This window comes from Natronomonas salsuginis (assembly GCF_005239135.1).
GTDB lineage: Archaea > Halobacteriota > Halobacteria > Halobacteriales > Haloarculaceae > Natronomonas > Natronomonas salsuginis.
The window spans coordinates 333,394-351,382 of sequence record NZ_QKNX01000003.1 but is presented as its reverse complement, the minus strand read 5'-3'; the positions used below and the strand labels follow the sequence as shown (position 1 = coordinate 351,382).

The 17,989-nt window shown below is 65.9% G+C and carries 17 protein-coding genes and 1 tRNA gene; 11 read left to right on the top strand and 7 right to left on the bottom strand.

Annotation, left to right across the window (positions count from 1 at the left end; genetic code table 11):
• Positions 1-54: 54 nt before the first annotated feature.
• Positions 55-1,221, bottom strand: coding sequence for a pyridoxal phosphate-dependent aminotransferase (locus DM868_RS10110; RefSeq protein WP_137276757.1), 1,167 nt, complete (start codon positions 1,219-1,221; stop codon positions 55-57).
• 93 nt (positions 1,222-1,314) lie between these two features.
• On the opposite strand from DM868_RS10110, the gene DM868_RS10105 reads away from it, so the two are divergent.
• The 9 genes from DM868_RS10105 (at position 1,315) to DM868_RS10065 (ending at position 12,276) form a co-directional block, all read left to right on the top strand.
• On the top strand, positions 1,315-1,599 hold the full coding sequence (locus tag DM868_RS10105) for a hypothetical protein (RefSeq protein ID WP_137276756.1): 285 nt from the start codon (positions 1,315-1,317) through the stop codon (positions 1,597-1,599).
• A 124-nt stretch (positions 1,600-1,723) separates the two neighbouring features.
• Positions 1,724-3,004, top strand: coding sequence for a glycosyltransferase (locus DM868_RS10100; protein WP_137276755.1), 1,281 nt, complete (start codon positions 1,724-1,726; stop codon positions 3,002-3,004).
• Positions 3,005-3,046: 42 nt separating this feature from the next.
• Positions 3,047-4,084 (top strand): lysylphosphatidylglycerol synthase transmembrane domain-containing protein, encoded by a 1,038-nt coding sequence (locus tag DM868_RS10095; protein ID WP_137276754.1) that lies wholly within the window; start codon positions 3,047-3,049, stop codon positions 4,082-4,084.
• 70 nt (positions 4,085-4,154) lie between these two features.
• The gene (locus tag DM868_RS10090) at positions 4,155-5,108 is read left to right on the top strand and encodes an ABC transporter ATP-binding protein (RefSeq protein WP_137276753.1); all 954 of its coding nucleotides are present in this window, start codon (positions 4,155-4,157) and stop codon (positions 5,106-5,108) included.
• Positions 5,105-5,920 carry an ABC transporter permease gene (locus DM868_RS10085; protein ID WP_137276752.1) on the top strand — a complete coding sequence of 272 codons (816 nt, stop codon included), beginning with the start codon at positions 5,105-5,107 and terminating at the stop codon, positions 5,918-5,920. The genes DM868_RS10090 and DM868_RS10085 overlap by 4 nt, the downstream gene beginning before the upstream one ends.
• A gap of 76 nt (positions 5,921-5,996) precedes the next feature.
• A complete protein-coding gene (locus tag DM868_RS10080) occupies positions 5,997-7,268 on the top strand; it encodes an MFS transporter (protein ID WP_137276751.1) in 1,272 nt (423 codons plus the stop codon).
• A gap of 57 nt (positions 7,269-7,325) precedes the next feature.
• Complete coding sequence (uvrB, locus tag DM868_RS10075) at positions 7,326-9,377, top strand: excinuclease ABC subunit UvrB (protein WP_137276750.1); 2,052 nt, start codon at positions 7,326-7,328, stop codon at positions 9,375-9,377.
• Between the two features lie 35 nt (positions 9,378-9,412).
• Positions 9,413-10,159, top strand: coding sequence for a hypothetical protein (locus tag DM868_RS10070; protein ID WP_137276749.1), 747 nt, complete (start codon positions 9,413-9,415; stop codon positions 10,157-10,159).
• A gap of 86 nt (positions 10,160-10,245) precedes the next feature.
• Positions 10,246-12,276 (top strand): DEAD/DEAH box helicase, encoded by a 2,031-nt coding sequence (locus DM868_RS10065; RefSeq protein WP_137276748.1) that lies wholly within the window; start codon positions 10,246-10,248, stop codon positions 12,274-12,276.
• Between the two features lie 22 nt (positions 12,277-12,298).
• Here the strand turns inward: DM868_RS10065 and DM868_RS10060 are convergent, their stop codons facing one another.
• On the bottom strand, positions 12,299-12,586 hold the full coding sequence (locus tag DM868_RS10060; RefSeq protein ID WP_137276747.1) for a pro-sigmaK processing inhibitor BofA family protein: 288 nt from the start codon (positions 12,584-12,586) through the stop codon (positions 12,299-12,301).
• Positions 12,587-12,670: 84 nt separating this feature from the next.
• Between DM868_RS10060 and DM868_RS10055 the strand changes: the two genes are divergently transcribed.
• A tRNA-Pro gene (locus tag DM868_RS10055) sits at positions 12,671-12,743 on the top strand.
• Positions 12,744-12,765: 22 nt separating this feature from the next.
• On the opposite strand, the gene DM868_RS10050 is transcribed toward DM868_RS10055, so the two are convergent.
• The 5 genes from DM868_RS10050 to DM868_RS10030 form a co-directional block, all read right to left on the bottom strand.
• Entirely contained in the window at positions 12,766-13,170 is a 405-nt protein-coding gene (locus DM868_RS10050; protein ID WP_137276746.1) for a hypothetical protein, read from the bottom strand.
• Positions 13,167-13,754 carry a DUF7344 domain-containing protein gene (locus DM868_RS10045; RefSeq protein WP_137276745.1) on the bottom strand — a complete coding sequence of 196 codons (588 nt, stop codon included), beginning with the start codon at positions 13,752-13,754 and terminating at the stop codon, positions 13,167-13,169. Before DM868_RS10045 ends, DM868_RS10050 begins: the two co-directional genes overlap by 4 nt.
• A 389-nt stretch (positions 13,755-14,143) precedes the next feature.
• Positions 14,144-15,280: a signal peptidase I gene (locus DM868_RS10040; protein ID WP_137276744.1), complete on the bottom strand. Its 1,137-nt coding sequence runs from the start codon at positions 15,278-15,280 to the stop codon at positions 14,144-14,146.
• A gap of 69 nt (positions 15,281-15,349) precedes the next feature.
• The gene (locus tag DM868_RS10035) at positions 15,350-15,931 is read right to left on the bottom strand and encodes a hypothetical protein (protein ID WP_137276743.1); all 582 of its coding nucleotides are present in this window, start codon (positions 15,929-15,931) and stop codon (positions 15,350-15,352) included.
• A 253-nt stretch (positions 15,932-16,184) separates the two neighbouring features.
• Entirely contained in the window at positions 16,185-16,502 is a 318-nt protein-coding gene (locus DM868_RS10030) for a hypothetical protein (protein ID WP_137276742.1), read from the bottom strand.
• 154 nt (positions 16,503-16,656) lie between these two features.
• Here DM868_RS10030 and DM868_RS10025 point away from each other — a divergent pair, with 154 nt between their 5' ends.
• Entirely contained in the window at positions 16,657-17,838 is a 1,182-nt protein-coding gene (locus DM868_RS10025; RefSeq protein ID WP_137276741.1) for a DUF5305 domain-containing protein, read from the top strand.
• The last annotated feature ends 151 nt before the right edge of the window (positions 17,839-17,989 follow it).

Sequence of the window (17,989 nt, the reverse complement as noted above, 5' to 3'; positions counted from 1 at the left end):
GTCGAGCATCTCCCCCGCTCGTGGGTCGAGGACGGGGCGTGAGGTGGACGCGCGTCAGTTCCCCGCCTCTGACGGGATCTCGCCGTACGTCGAAAGCGCCGCGTCGATCCGCTCGATCGCCCCCTCGATCGCCTCGATGTCCGTCGCGTACGAGAATCGGAGATAGTCGGCGGCCCCCTCGCCGAAATCGACGCCGGGGGTGACCGCGACGCCGGCCTCTTCGAGCAGGAAGTCCGCGACGTCGAGGGCGTCGCCCGGAAGCTCGCGCACGTCGACCAGCAGGTAGTACGCCCCCTGCGGCGTGTAGCCGAGGTCGAGCCCCCACTCCGCGACGGCGTCGACGAGCAGGTCGCGGCGCTCGCGGTAGGTCTCGCGGATCTCGACCAGCCGGTCCGGCGGCGTCTCGAGGGCGGCGACGCCCGCGTCCTGGACGAAGTTCGGCGCGCAGATGAGGAGGTTCTGCGCGAGGCGGTTCACCGCGTCGACGTACGCCTCGGGGACGATCAGCCAGCCGAGCCGCCACCCGGTCATCGCGAAGCGCTTCGAGAAGCCGTTCAGTACGAACGCGTCGTCGGTGTACTCGAGCATCGTGTGCTCGTCGACGTCGTAGGAGAGCCCGTGGTACACCTCGTCGACGACCGGCGTCGTGTCGGTGGCCTCGGCGAGGTCGGCCACGTCGGCGAGCGTCTCGCCATCCATCACCGCGCCAGTCGGATTCGCCGGCGAGTTGAGGAGCAACGCCCGCGTCAACGCCGACAGCCCCGCCTCGAACGCGTCAGCGCGCGGCTGAAAGCCGTCCTCAGGTCGCAGCGGAACCGTCCGAACGGTCCCACCCACGGTCCGCACGAAGTTCGGATAGCAGGCGTAGTGGGGGTCCGTGAGGACGACCTCCTCGCCCGGATCGACGAGCGCCGCGAGCGCGAGGAGCAGCCCCGGCGACGTGCCGGGCGTCACGACAATGCGACCGGGGTCGACCGCGACGCCGTACTCGCGGTCGTAGTGGGCGGCGATCGCACGCCGGAGTTCGGGTTTCCCTCGCGCGGCGGTGTAGTTCGTGTTCCCGTCGCGCAGTGAGGAGATCGCCGTCTCGAACACCGCCTCGGGCGGCTCGAAGTCCGGCTCGCCGACCTCGAGATGCACGACGTCGTCCAGTTCGTTCGCCCGTTCGAGCACGTCCATCGCCATGAAGGGCGTCACCTCACGCGCGCGCTTAGAGACCATCTGAGGCGGCGTACGGGCGGCGGGAGTATATACGTCGGGATCCGCCGCGACGACAACGCATTACCCGCGCCGGCACGAACACGCGAGACGAGCATGCCGAACACCCAGCCGCCACCCGAGGATCCCTACGACGTCGGCGACCGGGTCCGCGTCCGACTCACCGACGCGGACGCCGAGAGCCCGTTCGACGGCGAGATCTGTCGCGTCGTCCACGTCTTCGTCGACGGGCCCGATCGCGATGAGGTCGTCGACGGGGGAAGCGGACCCGAACGCGAGATGGACCGCGCGTCGTATCGACTCGAAGCCGTCGAAAGCGGCGAGGTGCTGCCGGTCGTCGTCAGACACCGGGACGTGGTTCCGGCCGAAGATGACCCCTAACGGGTGCGACTGTCGGCTCCCGTGCGAGAACTGACGGCAGAAATGGTGAACCCGTTCGCCATCCGAAGCCGCGCTCGAACCGGATGAAAATGTTGAAATGCCGTCAGGGCACAAATCCCGGCCAATGCTGCCGAGGATCGCCCACGTCGCCGAGAAATCCGCGACGAGTCTCGGGATCGTCGGACTGCTGGGGCTCGGCGTGTACAGCTTCGCGGACATCTGGACGATTCGGATCGGGTGGCTCGTCATCACCGTGCTCGAAGCACTGCTGTCGGTCGGCGCGTTCAGTGTCGGCGTTGCCGCGACCGGGCTGCTGTTGATCTACGAGGTCTGGCGGAGCGGCACGCCCGACGACGAGCGAGTCACCGCCGGACCGCCCGTCGAGGCGATCGTCCCCGCCTACCGCGACGCCGACGTCGTCGATCGGAGCGTGTCGAGCCTCCTCGACAACGACTACGGGCCGCTCTCGATCACGATCGTGGTCGAACCGGACGACGGAAAAACGCGCGAGCGGGCCGTCGAGTTGGCCCGCGAACACGACGCGGTCGAGTGGCTCACGAACGCGGTCCCCGGCTCGAAGGCGACGGCGATCAACACCGCCGTCGAGGCGAGCGACGCCGATCACTTCGTCGTCTTCGACGCCGACGAGCGGGCCTCGCCAGCGTTCGTCTCGACGGCGATGTGCGACCTCACGGGCGAGGCGGACGTCTTTCAGGGACGTCGCGTCCCGCGCCCGACGGACGCGGTCGGGACGATCGCCTACTGCGAGCGCGTCATCGTCCAGGCGGGCTATCTCGTCGGCGAACTGGTCGGATTCACCCACTGTCAGAGTTCGGCGACCGGGTTCACCCGCAAGGCGTTCGACGCGGTCGGCGGCTACGCGGACATGCTGACCGAAGATATCTACTTCTCCCACCAGTGTCATCGCGCCGATCTGACCGTCGCGCGGAACAGTCGCTGCACGAGTTCGATGGAGACGCCGCACACCCTCCGTGATCTGTGGGGCCAACGCAAGCGCTGGCGGATCGGCCACGTGCAGGTCGTCCACAGGCGGATCCGCGAGGCGCTGGAGGGCGACCTCGGCGGGACGGACCTCGTCACGATTGGCCGATCCGTCGGCGCGGTGCTCGCGGGCGCGATCCTGCTCATTCTCTCGGCGCAGGTGCTCCTGCTGTTCGTCTTCAGCTGGGAGACGGCGCTGCTTCCGTTGGCGAGCATCTTCGGCACGATCCTCGGCGTCTGGGGACGGGACGTCCTCGACGGACGCGTCGGCGTCCCGTCGTGGTCGATCGCGCTGGCCCCGATCATCTACTTCGGCCACGGCGTGCTCACGGTCAAGGCGCTGTTCGAGTATGCGCTCACGTGGGACGGCGAGTGGTATCAGGTGACGAAGACCGGCAACTGACCGGCGAACGAACCGACGGGTTGTTCGAGACGGAACGGAGACGTGTACACAGTGACTCACGACGGCGGCCTCGGCGCCGGGCTCATCGACCGGCGGACAGCGCTCAAAACCCTCCTCGGGTTCGCCGTCGCCGTCCTCCTCGTGTATCTCCTCGGCGCGGTCGTCGGATGGGAGCGAGCGATCGAACGGCTCCGGGTGGCCCGCGTCGAGTGGGTGCTCGTCGCCTGCGGCTCGACGCTCCTGTGTCTGTTCGCGTGGGCGAAGACGTGGCAGATCGTCCTCGAACGGGTCGGCGTGACCGTCGCCTACCGGCGGCTCGTCGTGACCTTTTTCGCCGCGACGTTCGCGAACTACGTCACGCCGATGGGGCAGGCCGGCGGCGAGCCGTTCATCGCGTACATCCTCTCGCGAGACACCGACGCGACCTACGAGCAGGCGCTCGCGAGCGTCGTGGTCGCCGACCTCGTCCGCCTGCTCCCGTTTTTCACCGTCGGTATCGCGGGGCTCGGCTACCTGCTCGCGACCGCGGAACTCACGGCGCGGATACGGCCGCTCGCGATCGCGCTCGTCGGGGTCGCGGTGGCGTTGCCGCTGCTCGTCGCCGTCGGCTGGCGGTTCCGCGCCAGAGTTCGCGCCGGCGCGTTGCGGTGTCTCGCGCCGATTGCCGGACGGACGGATCGCTTCTCGGTCGAGTCGGTCGGCGACCGGATCGACCGCCTGTACGCGTCGATCGACCTGATCGCGGGGTCGCCGCGGGCGATCCTCGTCGCGGTCGGCTTCGCGTACGTCGGCTGGGTCCTATTCGCGCTGCCGCTGTACTTCTCGGGGATCGCGCTCGGGGCGGCCGTCTCGATCCCGCTCGTCTGCTTCCTCGTTCCCGTGACCGTGATCGCCGGGTCGACCCCGCTGCCGGGCGGGATCGGCGCGATCGAGGGGACGCTCCTCGTCCTCCTGCCGGTTCTCGCTGGCCTGACGGCGACGGACGCCCTCGCGGTGACGACGATCTACCGGCTGACGAGCTACTGGTTCGTGATCGCCGTCGGCGGGATCGCGACGCTGTGGGTGGTCCGCCGGGTGTGACGATCCGAGAGCGACTCCCGAACGCGCGGCTTTCACGCCGCTTAACCGCCTCGCGACCCGACCGTTCGGTATGCAATCGGAACCCGCGATACGCGCCGACGGCCTCCGGAAAGCCTACGGCGATGTGCAGGCGCTCGACGGATTGACGTTCGAAGTCGACCGCGGGGAGTTCTTCGGGCTGCTCGGCCCGAACGGCGCGGGGAAGACGACGTTCATCAACGTCCTCGTCGGCCTCGTCCGCAAGGGCGGCGGCGTGGCGGAGGTGTTCGGCTTCGACGTCGAAACCGACTACCGGCGGGCCCGCGATCGGATCGGGATCGCGCCGCAGGAGTTCAACGTCGATCGATTCTTCCCGATCCACGAGGTGCTCGAACACAAGGCGGGCTACCACGGCGTTCCGCCCGCGGAGGCCGAGCGCCGCGCCGAGGAAGCGCTGAAGACGGTCGGCATCTGGGACAAACGCGAGACGCGGTTCGACTGGCTCTCCGGCGGGATGAAACGGCGCTTCCTGCTCGCGCGAGCGCTCGTGACTGACCCCGAGCTGCTCATCCTCGACGAGCCGACGGCGGGCGTCGACGTCCAGCTCCGCCGGGACCTGTGGCACGTCATCGAGCGACTCAACGCCGAGGGGACCACAATCTTGCTCACCACCCACTACATCGAGGAGGCCGAACGGCTCTGCGATCGGGTCGCGATCGTCGACTCGGGCCGGGTCGTCGATGTGTCGACGCCGGACGAACTCCGCTCGCGCGGCACCGATCAGGTGCATCTGACGCTCGCAGATCGGCCGGCGAGCGTCCCGGAACTCGGCGTCGAGGGGATCGTCGAGACCCGCCTCGACGGCTCGACGCTCGTCGTCACGGCACAGGGCGGCGGCGCGGTCGCGCCGGATCTTCTCCGGGCGCTCGAATACGAGGGCCACGAGGTACTCGATCTGGACATCCAGCGAGCCTCGCTCGAAGAGGTGTTCGTCGACATGACCCGGACCGAGGAGAACGCCGAGCCGCTGGGGGTGATCCAGTGAGCGCCGACACGGGTACCTCTCGACCCGCAGACTCGGCGGCGGCCAACGGCGTCTTCGGCGTCGGCTTTCGCTCGCTGCTCCGACGGGAGATCCTGCGGTTCGTCCGGCGGCCGACGAACACCTTCGTCCCGCCCGCGATCACGAACGTGCTCTACTTCGCCGTCTTCGGCGTCGTCTTGGGCCAGCGGATTGACAACATCGCCGGCTTCGACTACATCGTCTTCCTGCTGCCGGGACTCGTCGTGTTGGGCGCGATCTCGAACGCCTTCGAGAACGCGTCGTTCTCGATCTTTCACGGCCGATGGAACGAGTACATTCACGAGACGCTCACCTCGCCGCTTTCGTACACCTCAATGGTGCTCGCGTACATCCTCGCGGCCGCCCTCCGGGGCGTCGTCGTCGGGGTCATCATCGTCGCGATCGGCCTGATATTCACGCCGGTGCCGATCGCCGAGCCGCTGTATCTCGCCGCGTTCATGATCGTCGTCCCGCTGCTTTTCGCCTCGCTCGGCGTCATCGGCGGGCTGGTGGCGAACGACTTCGACGACCTGACCGTGATGAGCCAGTTCATTCTCCGACCGCTGGTGTTCTTCGGGGCGGTCTTTTACTCGCTCGACATCCTACCGCCGCTGTATCGGACGCTCTCGCTGCTCAATCCGATGGTGTACATGGTCAACGGCGTCCGGTTCGGCTTCCTCGGCTACCAGGAGGTCGATCCGCTCGTCTCGTTAGGGGTGTTGAGCGGCTTCGCGGCCGCCGTCATCGCGCTGGACGTATACCTGTTCAAGCGGGGCTACGGCCTGATAGACTGAGTCCGGTTTGACCCTCACTCGGCCGCTCGCTATCGTTAAGTAATCGACAGACGACCGGGACAGTGATTCGACACGAATGAACGGCAACGACCGATCGATCCTCTCGATCACGATGTTGGGACACGGGATGGTTCACATGTACGAGTTGGCCATCCCGATATTCATCACCGCCTGGATCGCCGGCCTGGGAGTCGGCTCCGCGACGCTCGGCATCGCCGTCGCCGTCGGGTACGCCCTCTACGGCATCGGCTCAGCTCCGAGCGGTATCGTGACGGACGCGTACGGCTCGAAGCGGTTACTCGTGGGCTGTTTGCTCGGGATGGGGGCGTCGTTCGCCCTGCTCGCGGTCGTCGACGGCCTTGCGGGCGTGACGCTCGCACTGGCGGTGTGGGGGCTCGCCGCGAGCGCCTACCATCCGGCCGGACTCCGGCTCATCAGTACGGGCGTCACGGAGCGCGGCGCGGGGTTGGGCTACCACGGTATCGCGGGCAACGTCGGCATCGCGCTGGGGCCGCTCGTCGCGACCACGCTGTTGATCGCCTTCGAGTGGCGACTCGTCGCGGCTGCCATGGCGGTGCCGGCGTTCGCCGCCGCGGTCTACACAATCTACGTCTCCGTCGACGAGTTGGCCGCCGTCGAACCGGTCGGCGGGGGCGAAGCCACCGACGGCGGCGAAGACGAACCGACCGCGACCGACCCGGAGGACGCCCCCGGATCGCTCCCGCCGATCCGAGGGATCCTGGGTGACACGCGGACGATCTTCGCCGGCGGGTTCCTCATCGCGTTCCCGATGTTGATCCTCGAGGGGTTCTTCTACCGGGGCGTGTTGACGTTCCTGCCCGATATGCTGGCGAGCTACGAGAGCCTCGCGACCGTCACGATCGCAGGCGAGTCGGTCGAACCGTCCGGCTACGTGTTCGTCGGCCTGCTGGTCGTCGGCATGGGCGGCCAGTACGTCGGCGGCCGGTTGAGCGACGCGATGCCCCCCGAAAAAGCCGCCGTCGGGGCCTTCTTCGCGCTGACGGTGATCAGCGTCCTGTTCGTGCCCGCCGCCAGCAGCGGGCTGCTCGCGCTGTTGGCCGTGAGCGCGCTGTTGGGCTTCGTGCTCTTCGGCGAGCAGCCCCTCCTGCAGGCGATCGTCGCCGACTACTCGACCTCCGACGTTCGCGGGCTTTCGTACGGCTACATGTTCGTCGGCGTCTTCGGCGTCGGTTCGCTCGGGGCGGCCTTCAGCGGCGCGATGCTCGCGTACACGACCCAACGGGCCCTGTTCGTCCTCCTCGCGGTCGTCCCGCTCACGGCCGCACTCATCTCGGCGGCGCTGTGGCGGTCGAACGACGCGAGATAGCGAGTCGGGCCCGCCGCGAACGCACACCTGAAGTGTCTCAACCCCCACTACCCGACAATGAGCGACACCGGCCCCCTCCAGCCCGACCGCCCCGATCTGGACCGCCCGTTTCGGGTCGACGCGCCGTTCGAGCCGGCGGGCGACCAGCCCGAGGCGATCGAGGAACTGGTCGCCGACTACGAGGCCGGAGCGGAAAAGCAGACCCTCCTCGGGGTGACCGGCTCCGGGAAGACGAACACCGTCTCGTGGGTGATCGAACAGCTCCAACAGCCGACGCTCGTGCTCGCGCACAACAAGACGCTCGCGGCGCAGCTGTACGAGGAGTTCCGGAACCTCTTTCCGGACAACGCCGTCGAGTACTTCGTCTCCTACTACGACTACTACCAGCCCGAGGCGTACGTCGAGCGCACCGACACCTACATCGACAAGGACATGTCGATCAACGAAGAGATCGATCGCCTGCGACACTCCGCGACGCGGTCGCTGCTCACGCGCGACGACGTGATTGTCGTTGCCTCGGTGTCGGCGATCTACGGCCTCGGCGACCCCACGAACTACGAGGGGATGGCGATGCGGCTCGAGCCCGGCGAGGAGGTGGGCCGGGAGGGGCTTCTCGAGCGGCTCGTCGACCTGAACTACGAGCGAAACGACGTCGACTTCCAGCAGGGGACCTTCCGCGTCCGCGGCGACACCGTCGAAATCTACCCGATGTACGGCCGTCACGCCCTTCGTGTGGAGTTCTGGGGCGACGAAATCGACCGGATGATGAAGGTCGACGTGCTGAACGGCGAGGTCGTCTCGATGGAGCCGGCCGCCTTGGTCCACCCCGCCGAGCACTACTCGATGCCCGAGGAGACCCTCCGGGAGGCCATCGAGGAGATCGAGGAGTTGCTGGAGCGGCGGGTGGGGTACTTCGAGCGACAGGGCGACCTCGTCGCCGCCCAGCGCATCGAGGAGCGGACCACGTTCGACATCGAGATGCTCGAGGAGACGGGCTACTGCTCGGGCATCGAGAACTACTCCGTGCACATGTCCGATCGGGAGTCCGGGGAGGCCCCGTACACCCTGCTCGATTACTTCCCCGACGACTTCCTCACCGTCGTCGACGAGTCCCACCAGACGATCCCGCAGATCAAGGGCCAGTTCGCGGGCGATAAATCCCGAAAGGAGTCGCTCGTCGACAACGGCTTCCGACTGCCGACCGCCTACGACAACCGCCCGCTCACGTTCGAGGAGTTCGAGGAGAAGACCGACCGGACGCTGTACGTCTCGGCGACGCCCAGCGACTACGAGCGCGAGCACTCAGAGGGCGTCGTCGAGCAGATCGTCCGGCCGACTCACCTCGTCGATCCCGAGATCGAAATCACCGCCGCGGACGGGCAGATCGAGGACCTGATGGAGCGTATCGAGACGATCCCGGAGGGCGAGCGCGTCCTCGTGACGACGCTCACGAAGCGGATGGCCGAGGACCTCACGGAGTACCTCGAGGGCGCAGGCGTCGACGTCGCCTACATGCACGACGAGACGGACACGCTCGAACGCCACGAGCTGATCCGCTCGCTGCGGCTCGGCGAGATCCAGGTACTCGTCGGTATCAACCTCCTGCGGGAGGGCCTCGACATCCCCGAAGTGAGCCTCGTCGCCATCCTCGACGCCGACCAGGAGGGCTTTCTCCGCTCTGAGACGACGCTGGTGCAGACGATGGGACGGGCGGCGAGAAACGTCAACGGCCGGGTCGTCCTCTACGCGAACGAGACGACGGATTCGATGCGGTCGGCGATCGAGGAGACCCGCCGCCGTCGGGAAATCCAGACCGATTTCAACGCCAAGCACGGTCACGAACCGCGGACGATCGAGAAGGCCGTCGGCGAGACGAACCTGCCCGGCTCGAAGACCGACACCGACGGCGTCTCCGGGCTGGAGGCCAATTCGATCGAGGAGGCCGAGGAACTCGTCGAGCGGCTCGAGCGCCGGATGAACGAGGCCGCTGCGAACCTCGAGTTCGAACTCGCCGCCGACATCCGGGACCGGATCCGAGACCTCCGAGAGACCTTCGACGAACTCGACGCGCCCGACGAGGGCGTGCCGACGCCGGACGACGAGTTCTGACACCCTTTTTGTTCGCTCGCGTCGACGCCTCGGGTATGACAACGGGTGTCCGTGCGTACGTCGGCTCCCCGGTCGCGCTCGCGTGGACGCTTCTCGGAGCCGCCGCCGTCGGGGGTGTCGTCGCTACCGGATGGCGATTGGTTCGCGCCGTCACCACATGGACGACCCTCACGGACCCGACCGTTCTCGACGGACTGGGATCGGTGCTGGCGTGGGCGCTTGGCTCAACAGCCGTCCTCGCGGTCTGCGGTGCGGTCTGGCTGCCGTGTAGCGTGGCCATCGCCCACGCAGTCGGCGGGACGCATCGGGGGCGGCCGCCGACGGGAGCCGAAACCGCCCGCCGGGTCGCCTCGCGGGCCGAACCGCTGTATCGGTGGGTGAAGACCCGCCTCGCGGTCGGTCCGCTGGCCGAGCGACTGCTCACCGAGGACGACGTGTCGGCCGTGGAGGTCGCGGTCGGCTGTGACGCGTTCGTCGTCCCGGCGATCGCGCTCGACGCCCCGACGCTGCCGTTCGCGGTCGAGCGGGCGAACCGAGTCGTCCCGGAACCCGGGCGGCGTCAGGTTCAGTTCGTCGGGGTCGGCGCGACAGCGACGCTCGTCGCCGTCGCGTGGGGGCTCGGCGTCGCGCTCGGCTCGACGCTAGGCGCGGGAGTCGTATCGTCCGCGACGCTCGCCGGTGGGGTCGGCGTCGTCGGGCTCGTCGTGACGGCCGCCGTCGACACGGCTTGGCGAGCCGGCGTGTACGCCACGTCGGACCTCGACGAGGGGTTTTCGCGGTGACGTGCGTCGCGGTATCGTGACGCCAACGTCCGAACGTCGAATCCGGAGCCGAACCCCTGAAATACCACGATACACTACGGTGACACGTGTCGAAACAGGTCGCAGAGGTGGGGACGCTGTTCCTCCACGGGGGCGACGGCGAGTACGCCGTCGTCGTCCGCCGTGACGGCGAGCGACTGCTCCATGGGCGGCTCGATCTGAAGGAGACTGACGCCGGACCGCGACCGGGACGGTTTCGAATCAAAGACGGTGACGACGAGATCCCGCGGCGGCCCGAGCAGTTCGTCGAGATGGCTCGGCGCGCCTCACGGATACGGATCTCCGAGCAGACCCCACGAGCGGGCCGCGAGGAGATCGAAGCGATGTTGGCCGGCTACCAGCTCGACGCCAAGCAGGTCCGGACGTGTCGGGTCTGTGCGGGGAAGGGTCGGTACTCGCCGCTGACCTCCGAGACGGCGATCAAAGCCGACGACGAGTATATCTGCCCGGACTGCGCGAAGCGGGAACTAGAGCGGGAGGCGAACTACCGCGGGCTCCGTTCGGGGGCTCGCGGCCGACTGGAGGAGCTCCTCCTGGAGGTGGGCGACCTCGAACGGGTCGCCAACCTCCTGTCGGGACAGCTCGATCCCGATCTGACGAAGTTCGACGAGATCAGCGCGACGACCGACGAGATCGACCTCGTCTCGACGCGGGATCTCGACGTCCACGGCGAGTTGAAGTCGCGGCTTCAGGCGTTCGACGAGCTGCTCCCGGTGCAGAGTCTCGCCGTCAGAAACGGCCTCCTCGAGGGGCGCGACCAGCTCGTCGTGAGCGCGACGGCGACCGGCAAGACGCTCGTCGGCGAGCTCGCCGGGATCGATCGCGCGCTGAAGGGCGAGGGGAAGATGCTGTTTCTCGTCCCGCTCGTCGCCTTGGCGAACCAGAAACACGAGGACTTCGAGGCCGACTACGGCGACGTCCTCGACGTGACGATCCGGGTCGGAGCCTCGCGCATTCGCGACGACGGCAACCGGTTCGACCCGGACGCCGACGTGATCGTCGGCACCTACGAAGGGATCGACCACGCGCTCCGGACCGGCAAGGACCTCGGCGACATCGGCAGCGTCGTCATCGACGAGGTCCACACCCTCGGTGAGGAGGAGCGCGGACACCGCCTCGACGGGCTCGTCTCCCGGTTGAAACACTACTGCGAGACGGCCGGCTCGGACACCCAGTGGGTGTACCTGTCGGCGACCGTCGGCAACGCGCCCGAACTCGCCGGACAACTGGACGCCCAGCTGATCGAGTTCGAGGAACGGCCGGTCCCGATCGAGCGCCACGTCACCTTCGCCGACGGGAGCGAGAAGGTCGACATCGAGAACAAGCTCGTCCGCCGGGCGTTCGACGCGAAGTCCTCGAAGGGGTATCGCGGACAGACGATCGTCTTCACGAACTCCCGGCGGCGCTGTCACGAGATCTCGCGGCGACTCGACTACGAGTCCGCGCCGTACCACGCCGGGCTCGACTACGGCCAACGAAAGCGCGTCGAGCGCCAGTTCGGCGAGCAGGAGCTCGCCGCCGTCGTCACGACCGCCGCGCTCGCCGCCGGGGTCGACTTCCCCGCCTCGCAGGTAATCTTCGACTCGCTGGCGATGGGGATCGAGTGGCTCAACGTCCAGGAGTTCGAGCAGATGCTCGGCCGAGCCGGCCGCCCGGACTACCACGATCAGGGAACGGTGTACCTCCTCGTCGACCCCGACGGGACGTACCACAACTCGATGGAGATGTCCGAGGACGAGGTGGCGTTCAAACTGCTGAAGGGCGAGATGGAGCCCGTGATCACGGGCTACGACGAGACGGCGGCGATCGAGGAGACGCTCGCCAACATCACCGTCGCCGGGCGGAAAGCCAAGCGGCTGAACGACCGGATGGTGGGCGAGGTGCCGACGAAACACGCCCTCGGCAAGCTCATCGAATACGAGTTCATCGACGGCTTCGAGCCGACGCCGCTGGGACGGGCGATCACCGAACACTTCCTCGAACCGTCGGAGGCGTTCTTCATGCTCGATGCGATCCGCTCCGGCGAGAGCCCCGACGAGATCGTCGCGGGGATCGAGTTGCGCGACGAGGATCGGTAGGCGATACGAGCGCCGACCGAACTTACACCAGCGCCAACACGCCGACCGGAACGGCCATTCCCGCGAAGGCGATCCCCAGATACGCCAAGAGAATGACGAGGATCGCGCCGGGGATCCCGCCGACGGCGCAGATCAACACCGCGATCGGGGTGATCTCGACGCCGATGCCGAGGAAACTCGCGATCACCAACACAATCAGGCCGACCACGGCGTTGACGATGAACGGCTTGACCGCCTTGATGATCCGGTACGCGCCGAACAACAGCGCCAACACCGCGACCAGCAGGGCGACCTCGATCGTTGTAACCATACGAAACCGTTCGCAAAGTGGCGCTAAATCCCTTGGGGCCGAGAACGAAACGTTTTCACGGTGGCGGCGGCTACGGACGGGTGCGGGACCGTGGGGTAGCTTGGTATCCTTCAGCGTTTGGGACGCTGTAACCCCGATTCAAATTCGGGCGGTCCCACTCAGTTACTGCGGCGACGTTTTTACGCACAGGCCACCGCGCGCTCCAGTTCGATGCCAAGATCGCTTCCGGACGCTTCGATCTCCGCCGTGGCGTCGCAGGGGACCGACTCGAACGTGTGCGAGACGGCCCCGCCAGGAGCGACGGGACCGCCACCGCCGAGATCGACGGTCGTCCCGTTGATCGTCACCACGATGGTCGTGAACGCCGCAGTTGGATGTCGGTTGGTGATTCGCACCTCGAGGACGGCGGTGCCGGCGTCGGCGGTGGCCGTCTGTTCGATCCCGAGGTAGGCGCGCTGGTCGTCGACGATGGCCCCGTCGATCCCTCGGGTCATCGTGACCGAGCTCACGCCGCTGGTCCCCGTCACGAGCGCGAGACTGATGACGAAAGCGCCCGCGAGCAACAGCATTCGGCGGCGGCTCATTTCCGTCCAACCTCTGGCGGTTTCTCGCGCGATCCCAGCCGCATCCGGTAGTAGTTGTCGTAGAAGTGTCCGAGCGATGAAACCACGAGAACGGTGACAAAAAAGACGCCACATTCGAGCGGCGAGAGATAGGTGAACGGGAACAGACCCATCCAGAGCCCGGCCACGCAGGCGATCCCCAACCCCGAGAGGCCGAGATAGTAAACGCTCCAGGGGATCTCGCCTCCCGTGAGCGAATCGACGTAGAAGTCCTCCCTGGCGGCGGCCGCCGAGAGCGCGACGGTCCCGCGCTGGACGTCGTACTCGAGGAACCCGTACTCGTCCATCTTGGGCAGGTGAAACTGCCGCAGGGCGTTCCGGACGCGCTTTCGTTCCCGGTGTGTGAGTTCGTCGATCTCTTTGTCGTTCTCCCAGCTCGCCACCCGTTCGGCGAGTTCGGAGACGGTCGTCTGTCCGCCGTTTCGCTGTTTGAGGTAGTGGATCGCGAAGCGACGGCGTCGGTTGCTGAGCACTTCCAGCGTGTCGTCTCTTGAGAAGCGGACGGCGTCGGACGAGCGCTGGACCGACGGTCCGTTCGATCCCACGCTGCTCATGGTTGAATCGCTGTCCTAAATTCCTCAGTGATGACCAGTGCCCCCATGTCGTTCGCCACGTCACCTGACGGGTACTTTGCTATGAACTCCCAACATCGTCCACAAACACTCTCTACGAGCGGGAGAGCGATGATCCAGTATCTTATACTTCACATGTATATGAATGCCGGTACCCGGCTACTGAGCGGAGTATGTGGGGGATACACCATATTATATGCGAGAGATACTTTTCGGAATGTCGGTCGGAGAATGCCGACGGATCGAAAGCGAAATCTACCGATGGTAAGGGGCGTCAACGGTTCGCCGTCGGGGGCCTTTCGCGACGACGGACGACGATCCTCGGCAAGAGTCCGATCGTCGTGTGCGAAACGACCGGTCGATCAGTACAGTTCCCGAAACATCCGGCGGACGCGCGTGAGGACAGGAAGTTCCCGGTCCCGAGATCGGTTCCGGATCCGACCCGTCCCGAGCAGTCCGATCCCGAGCAGATAGAACGGCACCGCGATCAGCGCGTCGATGACGAGGATGGGGGCCCAGGGGTGGAACCGATAAAGTGTCGTCAATATCGGTTGCGGAAGGAGGGCGAAGTATCGGCGTTCATCGAGATAACGACGCATATCATCCGCGCTCTCCGGCGGCGGCAGGACCACCTTTGCCTCTTGGGAGGACTGCGACGGGACGTACAGACGTTGTGGATCGACCGTGATCGACCCGCTGTTAGATTCGAAGTGTACGACCACCGGAAGGAATCCCGCGTTATCGACGTTCAACGTCACCGTTTCGCTGTCCGATGTGATCGCTTCCAGTTCGTGTGTCGTACTCGGGAGCACCATCCCGAGTGTGGTCGCGGTAACCAACATCAGGATGATGGCGACGACGAACACGTGACTACTCATCCCCGTGGATCGAGTCGAATCACGTTCGTACTCCCTTCCGGGGCGTTGAGCGGTCTCTTGCAGAGTTAAGCCGATATATACGAAAAAGAGGAGGATCGAGGAGAGTATCGCTATCCCGTGCGCTCCGAGAAATAGTCGAGTTCCGAAAAGGCCCGCGAGACGAAGTTGCGTCCCCTCGACTACACCCTGTATGGTCTCGACCAGCGCGCCGAGATTCGGAAGCACCACGAGCTGTCCGTTTATTTGAAGCGCTTTCGCCACGATCTGCTCGTTTTGTACGGGAGGCTCTCCGCGTCCGGATTGGTCCGCGATCGGATTCGCGTCCCCTTTCGTGATGTATCCGGAGTCGGTCTCTCCAACGACACGGTGGGTGACTAATCCCCCACCGTGGAGGAATTCAGCCTGGAATACGACGACATCGTTTTCGTGTATCTCGCCGCTGAGTTCCGCAGGAATCGCAACGAATCCGTCTCCGGGATCCAGCGCTGGAGACATGCTGTCAGTTTCGACGTAGCCGATCAAAATTGGCTGGCCCAACAATCCGCTCAGAACGAGTGAAACGACGAACAAGACGAGGAGGCCGCTCAGTAACGTCGAGATATGATGTTTCTTGAGCGGCATAGCAGGAGTGCTTCGAATAGCGTCGAAAAAAGTAAAGAGGCCATATCGTCGTTTTCGTACTCGTTCTATTTACGGTGGACTTCCGTTCGTCTTCTCCATGTGAATGACGAACTCATCGTTCGGGTCGAACAGCGACTGGAGATTATCACCCGCAGTCAGCCCGGAGTCAGTCAGGTCGATGTGGACGCCTACAGGCGCGCGCACGGGATCGTCGTTCCCGCTACCCATCGACTCGGCGTTCGAGATGCCTTCGATCGAATTGCCGGGTTGACTGTCAAGGTAGAACGTCAGCCTCGGGTGCGAGTTCTCGATCCAGAGCCAGAATTCGTGGACAGGGTTACCACCTGGATTCTGATTCTCCACCTCGAAGATCGCGTCAAATCGATTGTTCGAATCGGGGTTGAGTCCAGCGCCTCCGCTTCCGAGATCACCGAAGAACAGGCGCATCTCTCCCGTCGACTGGTTGAATTCGAGGTGTTCTCCGTTAAGTAACGGGTTTATTGCCACGTACGCGCTATTCGGACCATCAGCGGCGACCCGTCCGCGAACCCCTCGTTCCATACTCGTTTCCGTGATCGCGCCGGTGCCGACCACGGCACTAGCCCCGGCCGCGAGCGATCCCAAACCGATTACGAATTTGCGTCGTTGCATTGGTGTTCTCCCTCGGTTGTCGAGCGCCGCGTCCAGTTCGGTGTGTGAGCACCCACCGACTGCGGCGCGCACTCCAGCCTTTGTGGGTATCCCCCTTTGGAATAGAGAACAAGCGGAATCGGAAGAGAGCCCCATCGAAGCCGACAAACGGTCTGTTCGGCGGCCGCAGAGACTGTGTGCGGCTGAGTTTGGCTCGGCTTACGCCGTCGATCACGCGGTGATCGCGAGGCGGAGGGCAACGCGGGCAATCCGATCAGATCGACTTCAGAACCCGGAACTCACCGCCGTAGACGGTCTGAACCCACTCGTCGAGAGCGGTGTCGAGTCGCCTGTCGGCCGCGACGAGGTCGTCGGCGTCGACCGACGCGAGCCGCGTCCACCGTCCGTCCGAGTCGTCGACGCCGAGTGCGTGTGCGGTGTCGTCGGTCGCGACCTTGATCGTGCAGATACGGATCGAATCCGCGTCGGGAATTCCACCGTACGGAACGGCGTCGAGCCGATCGTCGGCGCACAGTGGGGCGATATCTCGTTCCCGGAGCGGTCTGCTCGGGAGGTTCGCGATCGTGTCCATGAACGGAGCGTGACGCGACGCACGCAAAGTTATACGCCGCAAAGCGGAGTTCGAGATCGATCGACCCCCACGACGACGCCCGTTGCGTCGTAAGCGAGTCCTACGGGAGCCAGTAAGCGCATAACAAACCGCAGGGGACGCATGGATTCCGGAGATGAGCACCGGATCTCGCCGACTTCGAGCGCTGCTCGACGCCCAATTTCCGATCGTCGTCGCCGTGTTGGTCGTCCTCGTCGTCGGCAGCGGCGGGCTCACGTACGTGACGTACGCCTCGCCCCCCACGACGACCGAGGAGCGTCCGGGCTCGTCGTGGGAGACGACCGGGGCGTTCGAGCACTCGGCGACGGTGACCGAGGACACCGCCGCCTATCCCGCCGGGACCACACTCGAGGATCGGTCGGTCTACTTCACCGAAGTCACGCCGTGGCTCAACGGGACGTACGCGTTCGAGTACGAGGCGAGCGACGGCGGCGAGTTGAACACGACCGTTCGGGTGCAACTCGTCCTCCGCGGCGTCGAGCAGACTCGCGAGAACACGACGGTCGTCTGGGAGACGAGCGAACCGCTCGAAACGAGTCGAGACGGGGCGCTCTCGCCTCGAGGAGCCATCGAGGTTCCGTTCGCGATCAACATGAACGAGACGGCGAATCGGACCGACCGAATCGAGGAGCAGCTCGGCGACCCGCCCGGGCAGGCCGAGGTCGAGATCCGTGTGGTCGTCGAGATGGTGGGGAGGGTCAACGGCCGGGAGGTCGAAGCGTCGCGAGAGCACGCGTTACCGATCTCGCTCGAGGAGGGCGTCTACCGACTCGACGATCCGGGGGAGCTGACCGACCGCAGCGAGGCGATGCGAACCGTCACGGTCGAGCGGTCGCCCGGACCGCTTCGAAGTTTCGGATCGCCAGCACTGCTGGCGGTTTCGCTCGCCGCGCTCGGCGGGCTCGTGGTCGCCCGCGGTCGAGGGGAACTCGCGCTCACCCCCACAGAGCGGGAGCTGCTCGCCTACGAGGACGATCGGACGGATCTCGACGAGTGGATATCGACGATGCAACTCCCGAAGGAGGCGTTCGATAGACCGCGGGCCGCGGCGACATCGCTGAGCTCGCTGGTGGATTTCGCTATCGACACCAACAACAGCGTCATCGAGGACCCGAACGAGGAGGCCTACTACGTGCTTCACGACGGCTATCTCTACACGTACCGACCCGCCACCCCCGGTGACGGACGGCCAGAGACTGAGGGAGTCGACGCGGACGGTACGGAGCCGGGCGAGGGAGGAGCGCCCTCAGAACCGGATGATGGCCCGGATCCGGAGGTCCCTCCGGCCGACGAATGACGGCTGACGCGAACGCCGAAACCGATCCCGCAGGACGACGGCTCGTGGCGAACGTGACGCGCTCGATACCCCTCGGAGGGAGACACGATCGCGGCGTTCACTTCCGGTCCGGTGAGGCAAGGTTCTTATTCGATCACGCGCGAAGGGAGTG